The sequence below is a fragment of the Paenalcaligenes hominis genome (assembly GCF_011927625.1).
Lineage (GTDB): Bacteria > Pseudomonadota > Gammaproteobacteria > Burkholderiales > Burkholderiaceae_B > Paenalcaligenes > Paenalcaligenes hominis.
The window spans coordinates 434466-454429 of sequence record NZ_JAATIZ010000002.1 but is presented as its reverse complement, the minus strand read 5'-3'; the positions used below and the strand labels follow the sequence as shown (position 1 = coordinate 454429).

Below are 19964 nucleotides of genomic sequence, written 5' to 3'. Positions count from 1 at the left end.
ACTATAGCACAACATTTTTAATTTTGTCTAGTTATTTAAAAAAACGGTAAAAACAACAGTTTTTCAAGCTAGAACCAGCTGAAACCACTCTGAATTTCAGTTATCAGCGTTGGGGGATTATAATCATATAATTACAAGTACGCTACCCCCTTGAATTTTTTATTTGTGTCCATGTCTATAGATGTTCTCACCTTTGGCCTAAATCATGTCTCTGCACCGGTTTCTGTGCGAGAGCGGGTGACGTTTCCTTTGGATGTGGTGCGTCCTGCGCTCGAGGCATTGCGCTCTACATTTGGTTCAGGGGTGCGCGAGGCAGCCATCTTATCTACCTGTAATCGCACCGAACTGTACTGTGCGGCCGAGCCACATGTTATCGAGCACGTTCCTAACTGGATGGCCGACTTTAATAGTTTGCGTTCCGATGATCTCACCCCTCATCTTTACCGTTACGAGCACAACGAGGCCGTGCGGCATGCGTTTCGCGTGGCCAGTGGGCTCGATTCAATGGTATTGGGCGAGCCTCAAATTTTAGGGCAGATGAAAGACGCCGTCCGGGTGGCGAACGAGGCCGGTGCGTTAGGCACGTTATTGCATCAGCTGTTTCAGCGCACGTTTGCCGTCGCCAAAGAGGTTCGTACGCAAACGGCTATTGGTGCGCATTCTGTGTCCATGGCCGCTGCATCGGTACGCTTAGCGCAGCGCGTGTATGGCGATTTATCTCAAACCAATATTCTTTTTATTGGGGCCGGCGAGATGATCGAGCTCTGTGCCGCCCATTTTGCCGCCACATCGCCTAAACATATTATGGTGGCAAACCGTAGCGCAGAGCGCGCCGAAAACCTGGCTGCGCGTTTTGATAATGCGCAAACCATGCGTTTGGCTGACCTGCCCGAGCGCATTGCTGACTATGACGTCATTATTTCCTGTACGGCCAGTACCTTGCCCATATTGGGTCTAGGTATGATCGAACGCGCCATTAAACAGCGTCGTCATCGTCCTATTGTCATGGTCGATTTAGCTGTGCCTCGCGATATCGAGCCCGAGGTAGCCCGTCTGTCTGATGCCTATTTGTATTCTGTCGATGACTTAGGTCGTATGGTTCAAAAAGCCAGCGATGCACGTCAGGCCGCTGTAGTTCAAGCCGAGTCCATCATCGATACTCGAGTACAAAATTTTATGCACTGGCTGCAAAATCGCGAGCTCGTGCCCACTATTGTTAGTCTCCAAGACCGCGCTCAACAGGTCTCTGATCACGAGCTAGACCGTGCTAAGCGCATGCTCGCACGCGGTGAAAACCCCGAGCAGGTGCTCGAGTGGCTCACTCATAGTCTGCAGCAAAAATACTTGCATGGGCCGTTAACCCAGTTGAATCATAGCGAGGGCGCCCAGCGTCAGCAGCTACTGCAATTAGTTCCCCATTTGATCCCATCCCAAACACGTAGCCGTTAGCCCGTTTTACGGTGTCATTGGCGTGGCTTTGTAAGCCACGTTCGGCTAGAGTTGTTTAATTTTTATCAAGAATAAATTATGAAAGACACTATGCGAGATCGGTTAGAGCAGTTGTCTCACCGATTAATTGAAGTCGATGCCATGCTTTCCGAGCCGGAAATTGCGACGGATATGGACAACTTTCGCAAGCTTTCTCGTGAACGAGCTGAGTTAGAACCAGTGGTCGAGGCCTTTAAGTCCTATGTGGCCACGGAAGGCGACTTACAAGCCGCCCAAGACATGATGCGTGACCCAGACATGAAAGAAATGGGCGAGGAAGAATACCAAATCGCCAAAGCACGCATTGTTGAGCTCGAAGATGACCTAGAGCTCTTGTTACTCCCCAAAGATCCCGACGACGGCCGTAGTGTGTTTTTGGAAATCCGTGCTGGGGCAGGGGGCGATGAAAGTGCTATTTTCTCGGGTGATTTATTGCGCATGTATACGCGTTATGCCGAGCACCAAGGCTGGCGCGTCGAGCTCATGTCAACCAATGCCTCGGAAATGGGAGGCTACAAAGAAGTCATCGCTCGTATTGATGGGGATGGCGTGTATGGCAAGCTCAAATTTGAGTCAGGCACTCATCGGGTCCAGCGCGTACCAGAAACCGAGGCCCAAGGTCGGGTGCATACGTCAACCTGTACGGTTGCTATCATGCCCGAGGCTGACGAAGCCGAGGAAATTAATATCAACCCAAGCGACCTGCGCGTTGATACGTTTCGTGCCAGTGGGGCGGGCGGTCAGCACGTTAACAAAACCGATTCGGCCGTTCGTATTACGCACTTGCCAACGGGCTTAGTGGTCGAGTGCCAAGACGACCGTTCCCAGCACCGCAACCGTGACAAGGCCATGCAGGTATTGGCAGCGCGTCTAAAAGACCAGCAGCTGCGTGCCATGCAAGCCAAGGAAGCCGAGCAGCGCAAGAGCCTAGTCGGCACAGGCGACCGCTCCGAGCGTATCCGCACTTATAATTACCCCCAAGGGCGTATTACAGATCACCGCATTAACCTCACCATGCATAAATTAAATTACGTCATGGATGGTGACTTAGACGAGCTGATTAATGCGTTATTAACCGAGCATCAGGCAGAACAGTTGGCCGCTTTGGCTCACGAATAAGTAGGTGTGCAGACTATGCTGACGCTGAAGGTAGCTTTTACACAAAGTCAGCTACCCCGTTTAGAACAAAAAATGTTGTGGGAGCATGTGCTAGGGGTAACGCGTTCGTGGCTGATTGCGCACGATACCGACCCGTTACCGCCAGATGCTGTGCAACGTTACTTGCTATTAGAGCAACGTCGTTTAGATGGCGAGCCAATGGCTTATATTTTAGGCAAACGCGAGTTCATGGCGCACGAGTTCGTGGTTAGCCCTGCGGTATTGATCCCTCGCCCTGAAACCGAGCTTTTGGTCGAGCATGCCCTCGAGCAAATTAAAGATAAGCCAACCGTGCGCGTCTTAGATTTAGGTACGGGCAGTGGCGCGGTGGCAATTTCTATTGCGTTGGCAAGGCCAGACGCGGTAGTGGTTGCGACTGACTTCAGTTCAGATGCCTTAGCCATCGCCCAGCAAAATGCCCACAATTTATGTGCCAAAGTCGAGTTTTTACAAGGGAGTTGGTACGATGCTGTAATAGGGCAGGCACCCTTTGATATTATCGTGTCAAACCCCCCTTATATTGCTGACAATGATCCTCATCTACACCAAGGGGATTTGCGTTTTGAACCCATTACGGCCTTACGAGCCGAACAAAATGGTTTGGCTGATATCCGTGCCATTATTCGCGGGGCACATCCTTATTTAACCGAAGCCGGCTCGATATGGATAGAGCATGGTTGGGATCAGGCTGTGCTGGTACGTAATTTGCTCGCGCAGGCCGATTTTAGTCAGCCGACTAGTATTTTTGATTTAGCCGGTATTCCTCGTGTCACCGGCGCTTACTCCTGAGGAACATTATGAGTGAAGTCCAAGATTTTATCCGTGAAACCGTCACTGAGCACCCTGTCGTATTATTCATGAAAGGCACGGCTCAAATGCCTCAGTGTGGCTTTTCCGCTCGTGCTATTCAAATTCTGCGTGCTGTTGGTTTAACCCAAGTGGTTACGATTAACGTGCTTGATGACGAAGAAGTGCGCGAAGGCATTAAACAGTACTCAAGCTGGCCCACCATTCCCCAGCTCTACATCAAGTCTGAGTTTGTGGGTGGTTCTGACATCATGACCGAGATGTTCGAAAGCGGCGAGCTCGAAACCCTCTTACGCGAACACGGTCTCATTGATGCCTAATCCAAAAAAACGGATTGTGGTGGCAATAACGGGCGCTACAGGCGCCCTTTATGCCATTCGGACGCTGCACAAGCTAAAGCAATTGCCCGACGTAGAAACGCATGTCATTGTTTCGCCTTCAGGTTTGCTTAACTTGCAGCACGAGCTAAGCCTACAACGTGCTGATTTGCTCGAGTTGGTCGATGTCATGCATAACTTTAAAGACATTGGCGCTACTGTCGCCAGTGGCAGTTTTAAAACAGATGGCATGATCATCGTACCGTGCTCGATGCGTACCTTGGCCGCCGTCGCGCATGGCTTAGCCGACAATCTCATTACCCGTGCGGCCGATGTGGTGCTCAAAGAGCGTCGACGTCTTGTCATGGTGGTGCGCGAAACCCCATTTAACTTGGCCCACTTACGCAATATGACGGCAGTAACAGAAATGGGAGCCGTCGTGTTTCCCCCATTGCCTGCTTTTTATTTTCAGCCCCAGACTATTACCGAGCTCGTTGATCACAGTGTCGTGCGCATGCTGGAACATCTCGATCTAGAGCTAGACGGGCCGGCTTGGGCAGGCTTATAACCCGCACAATTACTGATTGGTTTACCTAAAGGAGCAACAATGAGTTATGTAACGATCACTACGGCTGATGGCCAAAAAATGAAGGCCTTCGAGGTGTTAGCTCAAGACAAAAACGCACCGGGCTTGATCTTAATTCAAGAGATCTTTGGTGTGAACTCATCCATGCGCCAACTGGCAAAAGACTGGGCCGCCTTAGGCTTTAATGTGTGGTGCCCCGATTTGTTTTTCCGTTCCGAGCCGGGCTTAGAGCTTGATCCCACGAATCAATCTCAATTCCAGTTAGGTGTAGAGCTGATGCAGGAAATGGATACAGAGACCACCTTGTCTGACCTGGAGTGCGCGCGAGCCCAATTAGCTAAAAAGCTAGGGCACGAGCAGATTGTTAGTGTGGGTTATTGCATGGGGGGCCGTCTAGTCGTGTTATTTGCCGACCACAGTCCCATCAAAGCAGCGGTCAGCTACTATGGAGTCAATCTAGAAAACACCTTGCCTACGATTCAATCCAGCGCGGCCCCCACACTTTTACATATTGCAGAACTGGACAGCTATGTGCCTGCCGAGGTGCGTCGTGTCATCGAGTCCGATGTAGCGCAGCGTCCCGGCTGGGAGTCCTATGTGTATCCGGGTTGTGATCATGCGTTTGCACGCCCTAATGGTGCGCATTACCAGCCAGAGGCCGATCAATTGGCTCAAGAGCGCTCCGTGCAGTTTCTGAGAAAACAGGGCTAGTCGGCGGTTTACGCAGCAGACTATTACTGTTTAACGCGCCATTACGGCGCGTTTTTTTGTGGGCTTTGATGTGCTGTGGCGATACTAGCCAAAAGGGCAGCGTTGGCTGAGCTCTTTAATTGAGCTAACCCGTAAATCAATGTAGGGAGCACGCCCGGCATAGCCTGACGAGAAAGGGGTGCTGGGGTGGGCAAAATGCACGGTGTGGATGCCGAGCTGATGCGCGGCTTTTAGATTGCGCAAGGTGTCATCCACAAAAATAACGCGATGCGCTGGCACGTCTAAACGTGCCAGCAGCTGCTGCATCAGGCGTTTAGAGGGTTTGGGATGGCAGCGTTGCTGTAAGAACATATCTTCTATGGAAAACACACGTTCAAACAGGGGCTGGATGCCTAGCTCATTGACGACTCGATGGGCGTAATTGGCCGGTGCATTGGTGCAAAGCACCTTACGGCCTGGTAAACGCTTTAAATGACGTGCCAAGCCGGATTCACTAAGAACCTGCGCCACCACATCAAAATCATGACTTAAATGTAAGAACTGCTTGTGGCAAATGCCATGATGTTTGATTAGGCCAATGAGGGTTGCCCCATAGCGTTGCCAATAATCGTGACGTAGCTGATTGGCTTGAGAGGTAGAAACGTCGAGAAGCTGGGCGATGCTTTGGGTCATCAACCCGTCAATGGTGGGGAAGATGAATGCGGATGCATTATGCAGCGTATTGTCTAAATCAAACAGCCAAACAAGGTCTGGCTGTTTGTGTGCAGCAGCCATGTGCATTAGTGCGAGCGAATCATGGTGCCTACGCCTTTGTCTGTCAGGATTTCCAGCAACAAGCTATGCGGCACACGGCCATCAATGACGTGAACAGAGTTAACGCCATGACGCGCGGCCTCTAGGGCAGAGGAAATTTTGGGCAGCATGCCACCGGATATAGTGCCATCTTTGAATAGTTCATCAATGGTTTGGGCCGATAGCTGACGCAGGAGTTGACCGTTTTTATCTAGCACGCCGGGGGTGTTGGTGAGCATAATCAGTTTTTCTGCGCCGAGAACCTCGGCTAATTTGCCTGCCACCACGTCGGCATTAATATTATAAGAACGACCGTCTTCGCCAAAACCAATAGAGGAAATAACGGGAATGAATTCGTCGTCTTGAAGCGCTTTCACCACGGCTGGCTCAACCCGCGTAATTTCCCCCACAAAACCAATATCTAAGAGGTTGTCTGGGTTATTTTCGTCGGGTAGGTATTTCTTTTTGGTTTGAATCAGCTGACCGTCTTTACCAGTAAGGCCAACGGCTTTACCACCGGCCTCGTTAATCATCATGACGATATCTTGTTGGACTTGGCCGCCTAGCACCCACTCAACTACCTCCATAGTTTCTGCGTCGGTAACGCGCATGCCTTGGATGAAGGTGCCTTCTTTGCCAACACGGCGTAAGGCATCGTTAATTTGAGGGCCACCACCATGAACCACCACCGGTTTTAAACCAACAAGCTTTAGTAAGACCACATCGTGCGCAAAACTGCGCTGTAGATGTTCCTCGGTCATGGCGTTGCCGCCGTATTTGACCACCACGGTTTTGCCGTGGAAGCGACGAATATAAGGAAGGGCTTCGGAAAGCACATCGGCTTTTACAGTAGGGGAATAGCTAGGTTGGTCGGCGTTTTGTGTCATGGCGATTTCGGGTGCGATAAACAAATAATAAAAATCCGGAGGCCATAGCCTCCGGAGTGTCTCGATACGGCTGCCCTTGATGTTAGCCGGCTAACGCTTTTTCAAGGGTTTGGATAAAAGCGGTTTTGTCATAATTGCCTAAATAGCGTTTTACCACACGGCCTTTTTTATCAATTAAAAAAGCGGTAGGTGTCATGCGGATGTCGCCAAAAGCTTGAGAAATGGCGCCGTCCTTGTCGCTGACCACGGTAAACGGCAACTGACGAGCTTCAGTAAAGTTGCGCACGTATTCGATAGGGTCGTGCTTCATGGCTACAGCAATAATATCAAAACCTTTATCGTGATACTGATTATAGTATTCGATATTGTCTGGCATTTGGGCCACACACGTCGTGCAATCTGTTGCCCAAAATTTTACCAGCGTTACTTTGCCTTGCAGAGCGTCTGAGTTGACGATGTCGCCATTTAACGACTGACCACTGAACTCAGGGGCTTGGGCAGAAGACAACGCGTCACTACATGCGGCTAGGCTAACGCCTAATAAACTAATAAAAAGGAAGCGAAAGATCATGTTAGTTAATCGTGAATACCTCAGGCGCGTTGGGTGACGGGCTGGGGTTCGGGGTGCTGGGCTCTGGTGTGACAGAGGCATTTGCTTCGTTCGCTGATTGAGGAAGCAATACTCGTTCGGCACTCACATATTCAAAAAGTTTCACAACTTGGGTAACACCACTGACGGTAGATGCCGCTTTGGCAGCGCGTTCGCCTTCGGCTTGAGTCACCCGACCCTGCAAGTACACTATACCGCGCTCGGTGCTGACACTAATGGTGCGACTGGGTACGTCTTGGGCGTTAATCAGGGCCGTGGTGACTTTAGTGGTGATCCAGCTGTCGTTAGTGCGTACGCTAAGCTCGGTGGGCGCACCGACACGTAGTCGATTAATGACCTCTTTGACGCTATCGATTTTTTTAACAGCGGCTTCGATTTTTTGGCTGTCCTCGGGGGTAGGCACATCGCCTAATAGTAATAGCTGCCCACCATACGATGAACCATTAACACGACCCGGGCGATCGCCAAGAATTTGATTAGCCTCGACACTGGCTTTGACACCAATCGTTTTGTCGTCTACTTGTTCGCCAGCAGTTCGTCTATCGGTCGCAACGACTGCAGTGGTGGCCGCAGCGCCACCCAATACCAATGGAGCACAAGCACTAAGCTGTACGACAACAAGGCTAAGCGCGGTAAGCTGAGTGACGTAACGAAGCGAGCGTGGTAGAGCATTTAAAAACACTAGGGTTCTCCGAGCAGTAAGGCATCAATGCCATCACATAAAGCATGTAAAAGTACAATATGGACCTCTTGAATACGCATGGTGCGCGGGTGAGGCACGCAAAGATGAATGTCGGTGTCTGCCAACATGGCACCAATCTGGCCGCCGTCTTTTCCTGTTAAGGCAATCACAACCATATCGCGTTCGTGGGCAACTTGAATTGCACGGATGACATTGGCGGAGTTGCCACTGGTGCTGATGGCCACCAAAATATCGCCCGTTTGTCCTAGCGCGGCAACTTGACGCTCGAACACCGCATCAAAGCCATAATCATTGCCTACAGCCGTTAAGATAGAAGTATCTGTATTTAAGGCTACGCCAGCTAGCGGCAAGCGGTCGCGTTCAAAACGGCCAACGAGCTCAGCAATAAAATGCTGGGCATCGGCTGCCGAGCCGCCATTCCCACAAGCAAGAATCTTGCCATTGTTGGCTACCGTAGCAAATAAGAGCTCTACTGCGGCGGCTAAAGGTTCGGCAAGCTCTGCGGCACTGGTTTGAATCGTGGCGGCAGAGTCTTGAAAGTGCGAGTGCATTAAGGCAGTTAAGTCCATGGCTAATTATGGCATGTAGTAAAAAGTAATAGGGTGCTCGATATAGCTGGTCGCAAGACTTTCATTTGGTAAAAAGGCGATGCTAAAGACACTACGTTTAATTGTATTGTAATGAATAACGGCGCGAAGGTGGAAGGCTACCTAAATGCATCTTGAATCCAATGCACGGTATCGCCCTCGAAGGCCAATACATCAAATCGGCAAAAAGGGGTTTGTCCCTCAAAATACAAATCGGTCCAGTGGGGCAGCAAGTGCTGAGCTAAGCGTTTAATGCGCTGCTGTTTGGCTAAAGAAACGCTGTCACGCGCTCCGCCATAGTGATTAACACGGCGATAACGGACCTCAATAAAAACCAACGTCGTCAAAGATCGTGCCACAATATCAATTTCCCCGTATCGAGAGTGTGTGTTTTTTTCCAAAATAACAAGGCCATGCTGTTCCAGTAAAACAGCGGCTTGGTCTTCTTTAGCAAAACCAATTTGTTGACTTTTGGAAAGGCGTGGACGCGTGGTGCGGGGGCGTCGAGTCCGTTTGGCTCGCGCTAAACGTTGGCGCTGCGCTTCTTTAGCAAGCGCTTCTGGACTAAGATTTTTTTTCATGAGCAGTACTATGCAAACCACAGAACAAGGAACACAGCTTTTGGCACGCCTTGCCGAGCGCGTGCAATCCCAAGCCTGGCCTAAACATACGCTATATGTGGTGGCTACGCCTATAGGGAACCTGGGCGATTTCACCCTACGCGGATGGCATTGTCTGGGGTTGTGTGATGTGATTGCTGCCGAAGACACGCGGTCTACGCGACCGTTGCTCGAGGCGTGGGGTATACAGACCCCGCTTATTGCTGCGCACCGCCATAACGAGGCGCACATGGCCGAGCAAATTGTGGCGCGCTTAGCTCAAGGAGAGCGCGTCGCATTGGTGTCCGATGCAGGGGCTCCAGCCGTCAGCGATCCAGGCGGACGTATTGTACGGGCTGTGCGGGCGGCGGGGTATGCCGTGGTAGCCATACCGGGGGCCTCTGCGGTCATTACCGCTTTAATGGCCAGTGGCGTGACGAGCGATGAAAACCCCGCTTTTTTATTTGCTGGGTTTGTGCCACACAAAAGCACAGCGCGAAAAAAATGGCTTCAAGACTGGAGCCAAACTGCTGCACCAGTGGTGATGTTTGAAAGCCCTCATCGCATTAATGCCTCTGTGCACGATATGGCTGAGCTTTTTCCTAAACGCCAGATTACCTTTGCGCGCGAGCTCACCAAGCGTTTCGAGCATGTTCATACCTGTGCGCTTGCCGATGCCGTGTCATGGCTTCAGTCAGACAGCTATCATCAACAAGGGGAGTTTGTGTTAATACTGCATGCCGAAACCAGCACGCAGTCAAGTACTCAATTAGACGCAGACACTCAAGTCTGGCTCAAGGCATTACTTGAACACGTGTCCCCTAGAGACGCCGTCAAAGTGGCCGTCAAAGCCACGGGTTTACCGCGTGATCGTATTTACGACTGGGTACTGGAACATAAAGCCTAGCGCACGGCTAATGTGGGCTTGTGACCGGTTTCCGATTCAATGATTTGGGCTACGGTTAGGGCTTCGGCCCGACTGGCATAGGGGCCCATTTGGACACGAAATAGGTCGCCTGCTGGCTCAATGTGCGCATCTCGGTAATCTAACGCGCCCACGTCTTTGTTAATTTGAGCAGCAAGCTCGGTAGCGCTTTGAGCGTTACGATAGGCCCCAAATTGCAAAAAGACTAAAGGTAAGCCATTGCCTGCAATCGGGCGCAGTTGGGTGGCTGGGTCTGCAGGGGGGCGTATTTCCAACCCCAAATTAGATTCGGTTTTGCTGGGGGAAAGTTCAGCTAAAAACTGCCCTAAGTCCTCGGGCGTTTGCTCGGGAGTCGCGTCATCGACATAGCGTCCAGCGCGAATATCGTCGTGAGTAATGGCCTCGACAATGACCGAACCACTACCGGGCGCAATTAACCCAAGTTTAGCTGCTGCCACATAAGATAAATCAATAATGCGATTGCTGTGGAAAGGGCCGCGGTCATTAATTCTGACAATGACGGATTGTCCGGTGCGAGGTCGAGTCACCTTGGCATAACTGGGCAACGGCAGGGTAGGGTGGGCGGCCGTCATGGCGTACATGTCGTAGATTTCACCATTAGCGGTTTTGCGCCCATGAAATTTTTTACCATACCAAGACGCCGTGCCCGTTTGTCTAAATGGCTGCTCGGCGGAAAGGGGGGTGTAGCTTCGGCCTAAAACCGTGTACGGACGCATATTGGCCGGGGCATGGTTTTCAATACGTGGCTTGGCGTTGGGGATAGCATGTAAATTTTTAGGAATTGCTAAACCCGGGCCATCGTCTTTGTAGTAGCCGCCGCCGGTGGTGCTTTTTTGCCCTGTTTTGGGGCCGCTAGAGCAGCCCACAAACGCCACACTGAAAAGCACACACAAAAGAAAAAGAACAAGGGAACGCGAAGTCATAGGGGTAAATCAACAGGGGGCTGATTTCGATGTCGTATCAATAAAGAAGGATGATGCGCAAAGCGCAATGCCAGTTGTTCTGTGACATATACAGAACGGTGCTGCCCACCGGTGCAGCCAATAGCGACAGTGAGGTAGTTGCGCGTATCTTGCATATACAGGGGCAACCATCGCTCTACAAAGCTGGCAATGTCGTTAATCATGTTTTCCACACTGCCAAATTGAGCGAGCCATCGTGCCACGGGCTCGTCTTTACCTGTCATAGGGCGCAGCTCGGGGTCATAGTGTGGGTTAGGCAAGCAGCGCACATCAAAAATAAGGTCTGCATCGCCAGGGGTGCCGCGTTTGTAGGCAAAGGACTCAAAGGTTAAAACCACAGGAGAGCGATCAATTTGAATTAAATCGCGTACCCAAGCGCGGAGCTGACCGGGGGTTAGGTCGCTAGTGTCAATAGTATGTTCGGATTCACGCAACGAGGCCATCATGCTGCGCTCTGCATCAATACAGGCTTGAAGCGAAGGGGATTGCCCGCCAGAACGTAAACGATCAGTCAGGGGGTGGCGGCGGCGTGACTCAGAGTACCGTTGGGTGAGTGTGTGGTCATTGGCATCTAAAAACAAAACACTAAGCTGAATGTGAGCGTGAGAGCGTAATGTTTGCACAATATCGGGAAGCTGATGCAAATCGCCCGGAGCGCGTACATCAATCGCCACGGCGACGCGTTCTAACCCGACTTGAATGGCACGATCCACAAAGTCGTGCAAATAAGGCACGGGCAGATTATCTACACAGGTATAGCCAGTGTCTTCGAGTAGACGGAGTGCAACGGATTTACCCGACCCAGAAATACCAGTAATTAAAACAACTTTTAACATAAGAACTCTATTTTACGAGGAAGACGAAGGGGGGCTATTCTCCATCATAGCAAGCGCTTGACGTTGCATAAATTCCTGCATGGTGTCGATGCCACGGATCGTTAATATGGTGTTACGCACCGCTGCCTCGACAAGGACGGCTAAGTTACGGCCTGCGGCGACTTGAAGCATTACCTGACGGATTTCAACCCCTAGTACCGTTTGGGTTTGCTGTTGAATGGGTAAGCGTTCAAAGTTGTCTGCATTAGAACGCAGTAAATGGACGATTAAACGCAACGACATTTTGCGTCGTACCGACGTTTCGCCAAAAATGGTGCGAATATCCAGTAAACCTAAGCCCCTGACCTCGAGAAGATTTTGAATTAACGGCGGGCACTGGCCCTCGATAATGTGTGGCGCGGTACGAAAAAGCTCGACGGCATCATCGGCGACCAGGCCATGGCCCCGTGAAATTAGCTCGAGTGCAAGCTCGCTTTTGCCTAGGCCTGACTCGCCAGTAATCATGACACCTAAGCCCAACACGTCTAAAAAAACGCCATGCATTAAGGTAGAAGGTGCCAAGCGCTTGGTGAGATAGACCCGCAACACATCAATGAGTTCCGCGGCATCGTGTTGTGTATTCAGTAGGGGGATATTGTGCTGCGTGCAATGCGCAATGAGCTCGGCAGGGGCTTGGCTAATGCCAGCGACAATCAAGGCGGGCACGCCGCCTTCGATGAGTTCAGAAAGATAATACTGCCGTTTAGCTGGTTCGAACTTGTGGTAGTAGTTGAGTTCCTCGACGCCTAAGACTTGAATGCGACGAGGATGAATTAAATTGAGATGGCCGATTAAGTCTGCTGAGGCCATACCTGCGTCTAGTCCAATGGTTAACGCGGCTTGCTCGCCTGCTAACCACTGGAAATCAAGGCGAGCTTGGTTATCGTTAACTAGCTCATGGATGCTCAGCATGCGAATCGTTTCCTACAGAGGTCGTTAAGAGCTGATGAATCACAACGGGGTCGGACTCGATTTCTAGCTCGTGACGCAATGTGCTATCGGACATTTGGCGTGCAATTTCAGCGAGTAAATCTAAATGAATTTGCGTTGCGTGCTCGGGAACTAATAAAAAGAATAACAAACGTGCGCTACGCCCATCGCTGGCATCAAAGCGAATGGGCTCGGCCAAACGCATAAAGGCACCAATTGGGTCTTTAAGGTCTTTAATGCGGCCGTGGGGTACAGCGACCTCGTGACCTAATGCCGTAGAGCCTAAACGCTCGCGTGCAATCAGGCTTTGAAAAATAGCGGTGCGAGAAATGCCATGATGATTTTCAAAGAGTAGACTGGCTTGTTCAAAAGCGCGTTTTTTACTCGTAACAGCAATATCAAGCACAATATTGGAGGGGGGGAGTATGCGTGACAGTAAGTTCATAGCTGCCATTATAGGGTGATTAATTAACTAGCAATATACACTGACATTTAATACGATGTGAGTGAAATAATAAAGCCCCGTGCAAGGGTGCTGCGGGGCTCATTAGGAGTGTATCACCCTATAGAGAAGGGCAAAAGTAATAATAGTTAAGCTAAAGAACTTTCAAGTCGCTTGGGGGCGGCATGATGTGGGGGATGAGACTGGCTTTTGGTTTTGTATTTGACGATCTGGCGCTCGAGCTTATCCGTGAGCAAGTCGATAGCAGCGTAAAGGGACTCTTCTGAATCAGAGCAGTGTAAAATTTTTCCTGTGACAGGCAGAGTGACTTCAGCAGTGTGCTTTAGACGTTCGACTGAAAGTATGATTTGTGCCTCGACGACGGTGTCGAAGTGTTTATTAAGTCTACCGATTTTACTTTGCACATAGTCACGAATGGCGGGGGTGACTTCGAGGTTGCGGCCGGTGATATTCAGAATCATAGTTTCTCCTGTGTGTGAACAAAAGCGCAAAAAAGCGCATAGAAAAGTCGATTTATAAAACCTCCTTTTTGTTATTTACACAGTTTCAGTATACCCAAATTCTTTTAAAAAGCTATGCGAAAAATCAAGCAAAAAAGGCCCATTACACCTTGTTTAATTGTGTCATTAGGCCGATGCAATGTGCTTACATTTTAAAGTTTTTACCCAAGTAAACTTCGCGCACGGCTTCGTTATGAATAATTTCATTGGGGTGTCCGCTAGTTAACACAGTACCGTCACTAATAATGTAGGCACGGTCACAAATGCCCAGCGTTTCACGCACATTGTGGTCAGTGATCAGCACCCCAATTTGGCGTGATTTTAAAAACTGAACAATACGTTGAATTTCAATGACTGCGATGGGATCCACCCCTGCAAAGGGCTCGTCAAGCAAGATAAAACGGGGATTAGTCGCCAGCGCTCGGGCAATTTCCACACGACGGCGTTCTCCGCCAGAAAGAGACAGGGCGGTATTGTGGCGAATATGATTAATTTGTAGCTCGTCAATAAGGTGATCAAGCTGCTCTTGGATCTCAGGGCGCGTTAATTTTCGACCCTGACTGTCGCGTTGTAGCTCTAAGACAGCGCGTATATTATTTTCTACATTTAGTCGTCTAAACACCGAGGCATCTTGAGGCAAGTACGACAACCCCAAATGAGCACGTTGGTGCATGGGCATCGTAGTGATATTGGTACCATCAATTTCGATACGGCCCGAGGCCACGGGTACGATCCCTACGATCATATAAAAACTGGTGGTTTTACCGGCGCCATTCGGCCCAAGTAAACCAACCACCTCGCCGCTTTCTACGAGTAGGCTGACGTCTTTCACTACGGTGCGTTTGCCATAGGTTTTGCGCAAGCCCACTGCACGTAAACTGCCTTTGATAAGGGGGGTGCTAGCCATAATTAATGAGACTTTTGTTGACACTCAGCAATAGCACGGTCAATGTGCGCACGGGGGCGTGCGACCGACCGAACTCGGTTTTGACCTGAACCTGGGGTGGCCTGACTAACGGCTTGGTACATGTCGGTCTTTTTGTTGTAGATGACGCGATCGCCACTAATACTATCAATAGATTGACCACAGACATAACGCGTAATGACGGCCTTGCCGACTAGGATGAGCTGTTCCGTAGCGCTGTTGTATTCGACTTGACGGCTTTCGCCTTTGATAATCTCAAACTTTTCAGGGCTTTCCTGACGGACAAGCACTTTTGGGCTATTGGCTACGGTAGCAATAGCGTGTTGCCCCCCGTCTGCGGTTTCATTCACCACTATTTTATCTGCCCTTAGGTTTAAGTTGCCGCGCGTTAGGATGACATTGCCCACAAAGGTACTGAGACGGTTGATATCGTCGTATTCTAATGAGTCAGATAAAATAACGGTGTCAGGGTCTGCCGCCTGAGCCCAAGCCGTAGTGCTACCTAGGCTAAATAAGAAAGTGAGAGAAAGCAGTAAAGGTTTAATCATGAGTAGAGCCGGTAGGTGGCGCAGCAGTAGGCGTCATGATGACGTGAGAATTGCGATGTACGTGCAGTTGCCGAGTGGTGTTGTTATACGTCATGCCCGTTCCCTGAAGGGTATTTGAGCCGTTCTTAACCACGGCAGGCTCGTCCGTTTCCATTGTATCTTGATTTGGATAAAGTACGATACGCTCGCTGCGTACCGAAAGCACATCGCCCTTAACATCGGCTTGGCGCTGCAATAAGGCATTGCCCACCAGCTGGATACGGGTGCCGTCTTCATCCATGATAGCGTTATCGGACTGCGCCGTCATAATGGGGCTTTGGGCTTGGTTTAGGGTAACGATAGCATCGTCTAAATGATAAGAGTCATCATCTGGATAATGCAGCATATACGCGCCTTCCAAGCGATTGATGGCAATGCCCGCCTCGTTAGTACGCAACATAACAAAATTTTGAGCCCAGGTATCTGGCTCGTGCGTTTGTCGCCGTGGCGGATCTAAGGCGACGGTATTAAGCGTGTAGTTTGCCGCCCACCATGTACTAAGCACAAGCAGTGCCAACAGGAATAAAGCAACCAGAGAAGGAAGGCGTTCACGCATTATTGAGGGCTGCCCGTTATGAGGCTAACCGGAGGGCTTTGGGTAAAGTAATGCCCTAAGCGTCCCTGTGCCGCCAAAATTAAATCACAGCATTTGCGAGCTGCCCCGTAACCGCCTTCGATATCTGATACCCAATGCGCCAGTTGACGGATATACTGCGGAGCATTCGGTACGCTGGCCACAAAGCCCACCCGTTTCATGGCGCTTAAATCGATTAAGTCATCGCCCATAAAACCAATTTGCGTCATGTCTAGGCTGTATTGTTGTGCCAGCTGCTGCAACACCGCGGCTTTGTCCCGAATGCCCTGATGCACTTCGTTAATGCCTAGTTCGCTAGCACGACGGGATACGATTGTGCCCTGACGACCGGTGATCATAGCGACGGTAATACCGCATTCTTGGAGCAGCCGTAACCCATAGCCATCAAGCGCATGAAAGGCTTTAAGGCACTCACCATCCTCGTTATAAAATAAACGACCATCTGTAAGCACACCGTCAACGTCAAATACCATTAAGCGCACTTTGCGCAATCGTTCTTGAGTTTCCGCTGCAATGGGTGCAAGCAATAGTGACTCAACAGGATGAGGGATATAGGTAGATTGACTCATTATATGACCTTCGCATCAAGTAAATCATGCATATGTAAAGCTCCTAATAATAGCCCGTTTGCATCAGTTATCAAGACCTGATTTAAACGTAAGCGGTCCATGGTGTTGGCGGCTTTAATAGCTAACTCGGTAGCAGGGAGGGTATGTGGGTGAGGCGTCATGCCTTGCTCGACCGTTAAATGGCGAATGTCGCCCCAACGTGCAATGAGCCGTCGTAGATCACCATCAGTGAAAATGCCAATGGGGCGGCGATCTTCGTCTATTACAATAGTCATACCCATGCCTTTAGCTGACATTTCAGCCAGCGCATCGGTAACCAGGGTCTGAGCATTTACTAACGGCAAGGCATCGCCCTTACGCATGATGTCATCCACATACGTAAGCAACTGCCTACCTAATGCCCCGCCCGGATGCGAGCGAGCAAAGTCTTCACGGCTAAAGCCTCGCGCTTCTAGACAGGCCACAGCCAATGCGTCCCCCAAGACCAGGGTCGCAGTAGTACTTGATGTGGGGGCTAGGTTTAACGGACAGGCTTCATGGGCCACATGTACATCTAAATGTAGATCTGCATTCTGGGCTAAATCGGATGTCGGATGACCTGTTATGGCGATAAAGGGGCAACCTAACCGTTTTGTGGTCGTTAAAACGGTTAACAACTCGCTAGCTGTCCCTGAATACGAAATAGCAATAATCACATCGTCTTTTGTGATCATGCCTAAATCACCATGGAGGGCTTCTGCTGCATGCATAAAAAAAGCCGGCGTACCCGTAGAGGCAAACGTAGCAGCCACTTTACGCCCTATGTGTCCCGATTTGCCAATTCCCGTTACAACAACACGGCCTTTGCAATGCAAAATACGATCCACCACTAAATAAAAGTCTTGATCTAACCGCGCTGCTAGCTCGGCTAGGGCTTTGATTTCTGTGTGAAAAGTACGTTGTGCAGAGCTTAATGCAGCATCCGCTGTAAATGAAGACAAGGTGATAGAGCTCATAACATGCTGGTAGGCATCTATTGCCAATATAGGATTGAAGTATTGAGATTTTACAATCAATTAGATCTAGAGGGGAAAATCCACATGCCTTTACTTAGTCAAGTCGTTTTTTTAAGTCGTCGTATCCTAAAACCGACTCATCATTTCTTAATCTTAAGCAAATGTTGAAAATCCTTAAGGAGAGTTATATGATGCTGAATGTATTGTAATTTCAGTAATTACTGAAAATTGGAAATTTATGAAGTTAGACCCACAAGCTGAGAGATTTGTTCTTCACTTTGGTGAGATGGGCGGTCGTTGGGGTGTCAACCGCACTGTAGGACAAATTTACGCATTGTTATTTCTGTCACCCGAGCCCTTAAATGCAGAAAGTATCGCAGAGACTTTAGGTATATCTCGTTCTAATGTTTCCATGAGCCTAAAAGAACTCCAATCCTGGCGTTTAGTGCAGATGGTGCACAAGCCCAGCGATCGCCGAGAGTACTTTCAAGCACCTGATGATGTCTGGGATATTTTCCGTGTACTGGTCGAGGAAAAACGCAAGCGTGAAATTGATCCAACACTCACGTTGTTGCGGGGTTTATTACTTGAAGAGCCTCAAAATGATGAAGAAGCCTACGAGCAACAACGTATTACTGATATGTTAGAGCTTATCGAACTGGCCACAGGCTGGTTCGATGAGGTTCATCATTTACCCCCTGAAACCTTACAGGGCTTAATGCGATTAGGTGCTAAGGTACAAAAAGTGTTAGGGGTAGCGGGTAGAGTGCGCAAATCAATCGGTTCAGGAGAATCCAAATGATAGATCTTGATGTAGTGACACTGTCGCGCTTGCAGTTTGCTTTGACAGCGATGTTTCACTTTATATTTGTACCATTAACGCTAGGTTTAGCCTTTTTGCTTGCCATTATGGAAAGCGTTTATGTGATGACTGGAAAAGACATCTGGCGTCGCATGACCATGTTCTGGGGCAAGCTGTTTGGTATTAACTTTGCTGTAGGGGTGGCGACTGGGGTCGTGATGGAGTTCCAGTTCGGTATGAACTGGTCTTACTACAGTCATTATGTGGGCGATATCTTTGGTGCGCCGCTGGCAATCGAAGGGTTAATGGCCTTCTTTATGGAAGCCACCTTTATTGGGGTGTTCTTTTTTGGCTGGAACCGTTTATCAAAAGTTGCTCACCTTATTGTGACGTGGTTGGTAGCGATAGGGGCCAACTTTTCCGCCTTATGGATTCTTATTGCAAACGGTTGGATGCAAAACCCAAGCGGCGCTCACTTCAACCCGCACACGATGCGTATGGAGCTAGACAGCTTTGCGGATGTGATTTTTAACCCCGTCGCCCAAGCCAAGTTTGTGCATACAGTCAGCTCGGGCTATACCTTAGCCGCTGTATTTGTATTAGGTGTCAGCGCTTGGTATGTAATGCGTGGTCGCCATCTCGAGCTCGCACGCCGTTCAATGGTCGTGGCAGCCAGCTTTGGTTTAGCAGGTTCTCTTTCTGTAGCTGTCTTAGGGGATGAAAGTGGTTATCTCACTACCGAACACCAGAAAATGAAGATTGCTGCTTTAGAGTCCATGTGGGAGACCGAACCCGCCCCCGCTAACTTCAACCTGATTGCTATTCCCAATCAAAATGAACGCCGTAATGACTTCGCCATCGAAATCCCATGGGTAATGGGCTTAATCGGTACACGCTCAGTCACAGAGCCTATGTTGGGCATTAACGAGCTGGTTAGTATGGCCGAAGACCAGATCCAGCGTGGTTTAATTGCCTACGATGCCTTGCAGACATTACGTGCAAATAAAGAAGATGCCGAAGCTCAGGCCGTGTTTGATGAGCACTGGAAAGACTTAGGTTATGCGCTGTTATTGAAACGCTATACCCAAGACATACGCAATGCTACGCCTGAACAAATCGCTCAAGCCGCTTGGGACACCGTTCCTCAGGTTGGGCCGTTATTCTGGGCCTTCCGTATTATGGTGGGTATTGGTTTTTACTTGATCGCGTTTTTCTTGGTGGCGTTTTACTTGGCTTCTAAAGATCGGATCACTCATTCACCGCGGTTCTTAAAGTTTGCCTTATTCAGCATACCGTTGCCATGGATTGCTATTGAATGCGGATGGTTTGTCGCCGAATTTGGGCGTCAACCTTGGGCTATCGAAGGGGTGTTACCTACGTATTACGCTGCCTCTGGCTTAAGCGTTGTCGATCTCGCCATTAGCTTAAGCATCTTTATTGTGCTCTATACCATTTTGGCGATTGTTGGCACCAAAGTGATGCTAAAAGCCATCAAGCATGGCCCCGATGACGAGGCCGCTGCCCCTGCTACTGATTTTGCGGCTGATGCTGCATTAGCCAAATAAGGAGT

General features: G+C 49.7%; 25 protein-coding genes. 9 read left to right on the top strand and 16 right to left on the bottom strand.

The window, feature by feature from the left end:
* Window positions 1–171 precede the first annotated feature (171 nt).
* From hemA to GGR41_RS06220, 6 genes are all read left to right on the top strand, one after another.
* Window positions 172–1449, top strand: coding sequence for a glutamyl-tRNA reductase (gene hemA, locus GGR41_RS06245; RefSeq protein ID WP_167661097.1), 1278 nt, complete (start codon window positions 172–174; stop codon window positions 1447–1449).
* Window positions 1450–1527: 78 nt separating this feature from the next.
* Entirely contained in the window at window positions 1528–2607 is a 1080-nt protein-coding gene (gene prfA / locus GGR41_RS06240; protein ID WP_167661096.1) for a peptide chain release factor 1, read from the top strand.
* 15 nt (window positions 2608–2622) lie between these two features.
* Window positions 2623–3435 (top strand): peptide chain release factor N(5)-glutamine methyltransferase, encoded by an 813-nt coding sequence (gene prmC, locus GGR41_RS06235; RefSeq protein WP_167661095.1) that lies wholly within the window; start codon window positions 2623–2625, stop codon window positions 3433–3435.
* Window positions 3436–3443: 8 nt separating this feature from the next.
* Window positions 3444–3773, top strand: a complete 330-nt coding sequence (grxD, locus tag GGR41_RS06230) for a Grx4 family monothiol glutaredoxin (protein WP_077734382.1) — start codon at window positions 3444–3446, stop codon at window positions 3771–3773.
* Window positions 3766–4338, top strand: a complete 573-nt coding sequence (locus GGR41_RS06225) for a UbiX family flavin prenyltransferase (RefSeq protein WP_077734383.1) — start codon at window positions 3766–3768, stop codon at window positions 4336–4338. The genes grxD and GGR41_RS06225 overlap by 8 nt, the downstream gene beginning before the upstream one ends.
* 39 nt (window positions 4339–4377) lie before the next feature.
* Window positions 4378–5067 carry a dienelactone hydrolase family protein gene (locus GGR41_RS06220; protein ID WP_167661094.1) on the top strand — a complete coding sequence of 230 codons (690 nt, stop codon included), beginning with the start codon at window positions 4378–4380 and terminating at the stop codon, window positions 5065–5067.
* 84 nt (window positions 5068–5151) lie between these two features.
* On the opposite strand, the gene GGR41_RS06215 is transcribed toward GGR41_RS06220, so the two are convergent.
* The 6 genes from GGR41_RS06215 to GGR41_RS06190 form a co-directional block, all read right to left on the bottom strand.
* On the bottom strand, window positions 5152–5841 hold the full coding sequence (locus GGR41_RS06215; protein ID WP_229711037.1) for a pyrimidine 5'-nucleotidase: 690 nt from the start codon (window positions 5839–5841) through the stop codon (window positions 5152–5154).
* 5 nt (window positions 5842–5846) lie between these two features.
* Window positions 5847–6746: an acetylglutamate kinase gene (gene argB, locus GGR41_RS06210; protein ID WP_077735016.1), complete on the bottom strand. Its 900-nt coding sequence runs from the start codon at window positions 6744–6746 to the stop codon at window positions 5847–5849.
* Window positions 6747–6828: 82 nt separating this feature from the next.
* Complete coding sequence (locus GGR41_RS06205) at window positions 6829–7317, bottom strand: peroxiredoxin family protein (RefSeq protein ID WP_167661092.1); 489 nt, start codon at window positions 7315–7317, stop codon at window positions 6829–6831.
* Between the two features lies 1 nt (window position 7318).
* Window positions 7319–8038 (bottom strand): BON domain-containing protein, encoded by a 720-nt coding sequence (locus GGR41_RS06200; RefSeq protein WP_167661091.1) that lies wholly within the window; start codon window positions 8036–8038, stop codon window positions 7319–7321.
* The gene (locus tag GGR41_RS06195) at window positions 8038–8628 is read right to left on the bottom strand and encodes a phosphoheptose isomerase (RefSeq protein WP_077734387.1); all 591 of its coding nucleotides are present in this window, start codon (window positions 8626–8628) and stop codon (window positions 8038–8040) included. The genes GGR41_RS06200 and GGR41_RS06195 overlap by 1 nt, the downstream gene beginning before the upstream one ends.
* A gap of 137 nt (window positions 8629–8765) precedes the next feature.
* Window positions 8766–9227, bottom strand: coding sequence for a YraN family protein (locus GGR41_RS06190; RefSeq protein ID WP_167661090.1), 462 nt, complete (start codon window positions 9225–9227; stop codon window positions 8766–8768).
* Here GGR41_RS06190 and rsmI point away from each other — a divergent pair.
* On the top strand, window positions 9226–10152 hold the full coding sequence (gene rsmI / locus GGR41_RS06185) for a 16S rRNA (cytidine(1402)-2'-O)-methyltransferase (RefSeq protein ID WP_229711038.1): 927 nt from the start codon (window positions 9226–9228) through the stop codon (window positions 10150–10152). The genes GGR41_RS06190 and rsmI overlap by 2 nt on opposite strands.
* Here rsmI and GGR41_RS06180 read toward each other — a convergent pair.
* From GGR41_RS06180 to GGR41_RS06135, 10 genes are all read right to left on the bottom strand, one after another.
* Window positions 10149–11114: a septal ring lytic transglycosylase RlpA family protein gene (locus GGR41_RS06180; protein WP_167661089.1), complete on the bottom strand. Its 966-nt coding sequence runs from the start codon at window positions 11112–11114 to the stop codon at window positions 10149–10151. The genes rsmI and GGR41_RS06180 overlap by 4 nt on opposite strands.
* Window positions 11111–11989, bottom strand: coding sequence for an RNase adapter RapZ (gene rapZ / locus GGR41_RS06175; RefSeq protein ID WP_167661088.1), 879 nt, complete (start codon window positions 11987–11989; stop codon window positions 11111–11113). The genes GGR41_RS06180 and rapZ overlap by 4 nt, the downstream gene beginning before the upstream one ends.
* Window positions 11990–12001: 12 nt before the next feature.
* Window positions 12002–12940: an HPr(Ser) kinase/phosphatase gene (gene hprK, locus GGR41_RS06170; RefSeq protein ID WP_077734391.1), complete on the bottom strand. Its 939-nt coding sequence runs from the start codon at window positions 12938–12940 to the stop codon at window positions 12002–12004.
* Window positions 12924–13403, bottom strand: a complete 480-nt coding sequence (locus GGR41_RS06165) for a PTS sugar transporter subunit IIA (protein WP_167661087.1) — start codon at window positions 13401–13403, stop codon at window positions 12924–12926. The genes hprK and GGR41_RS06165 overlap by 17 nt, the downstream gene beginning before the upstream one ends.
* A gap of 146 nt (window positions 13404–13549) precedes the next feature.
* A complete protein-coding gene (gene hpf, locus GGR41_RS06160; protein ID WP_167661086.1) occupies window positions 13550–13882 on the bottom strand; it encodes a ribosome hibernation-promoting factor, HPF/YfiA family in 333 nt (110 codons plus the stop codon).
* A gap of 184 nt (window positions 13883–14066) precedes the next feature.
* The gene (gene lptB / locus GGR41_RS06155; RefSeq protein WP_167661085.1) at window positions 14067–14828 is read right to left on the bottom strand and encodes an LPS export ABC transporter ATP-binding protein; all 762 of its coding nucleotides are present in this window, start codon (window positions 14826–14828) and stop codon (window positions 14067–14069) included.
* Between the two features lie 2 nt (window positions 14829–14830).
* Complete coding sequence (gene lptA / locus GGR41_RS06150) at window positions 14831–15394, bottom strand: lipopolysaccharide transport periplasmic protein LptA (RefSeq protein WP_167661084.1); 564 nt, start codon at window positions 15392–15394, stop codon at window positions 14831–14833.
* Window positions 15387–15989 (bottom strand): LPS export ABC transporter periplasmic protein LptC, encoded by a 603-nt coding sequence (gene lptC, locus GGR41_RS06145; RefSeq protein ID WP_167661083.1) that lies wholly within the window; start codon window positions 15987–15989, stop codon window positions 15387–15389. Before lptC ends, lptA begins: the two co-directional genes overlap by 8 nt.
* On the bottom strand, window positions 15989–16597 hold the full coding sequence (locus GGR41_RS06140) for a KdsC family phosphatase (protein WP_167661082.1): 609 nt from the start codon (window positions 16595–16597) through the stop codon (window positions 15989–15991). The genes lptC and GGR41_RS06140 overlap by 1 nt, the downstream gene beginning before the upstream one ends.
* Window positions 16597–17592 (bottom strand): KpsF/GutQ family sugar-phosphate isomerase, encoded by a 996-nt coding sequence (locus tag GGR41_RS06135; protein ID WP_167661081.1) that lies wholly within the window; start codon window positions 17590–17592, stop codon window positions 16597–16599. Before GGR41_RS06135 ends, GGR41_RS06140 begins: the two co-directional genes overlap by 1 nt.
* 238 nt (window positions 17593–17830) lie before the next feature.
* Between GGR41_RS06135 and GGR41_RS06130 the strand changes: the two genes are divergently transcribed.
* Together GGR41_RS06130 and GGR41_RS06125 are read left to right on the top strand one after the other, a co-directional pair.
* Entirely contained in the window at window positions 17831–18394 is a 564-nt protein-coding gene (locus tag GGR41_RS06130) for a GbsR/MarR family transcriptional regulator (protein ID WP_077734396.1), read from the top strand.
* The gene (locus GGR41_RS06125; RefSeq protein ID WP_167661080.1) at window positions 18391–19959 is read left to right on the top strand and encodes a cytochrome ubiquinol oxidase subunit I; all 1569 of its coding nucleotides are present in this window, start codon (window positions 18391–18393) and stop codon (window positions 19957–19959) included. Before GGR41_RS06130 ends, GGR41_RS06125 begins: the two co-directional genes overlap by 4 nt.
* Window positions 19960–19964: the final 5 nt, after the last annotated feature.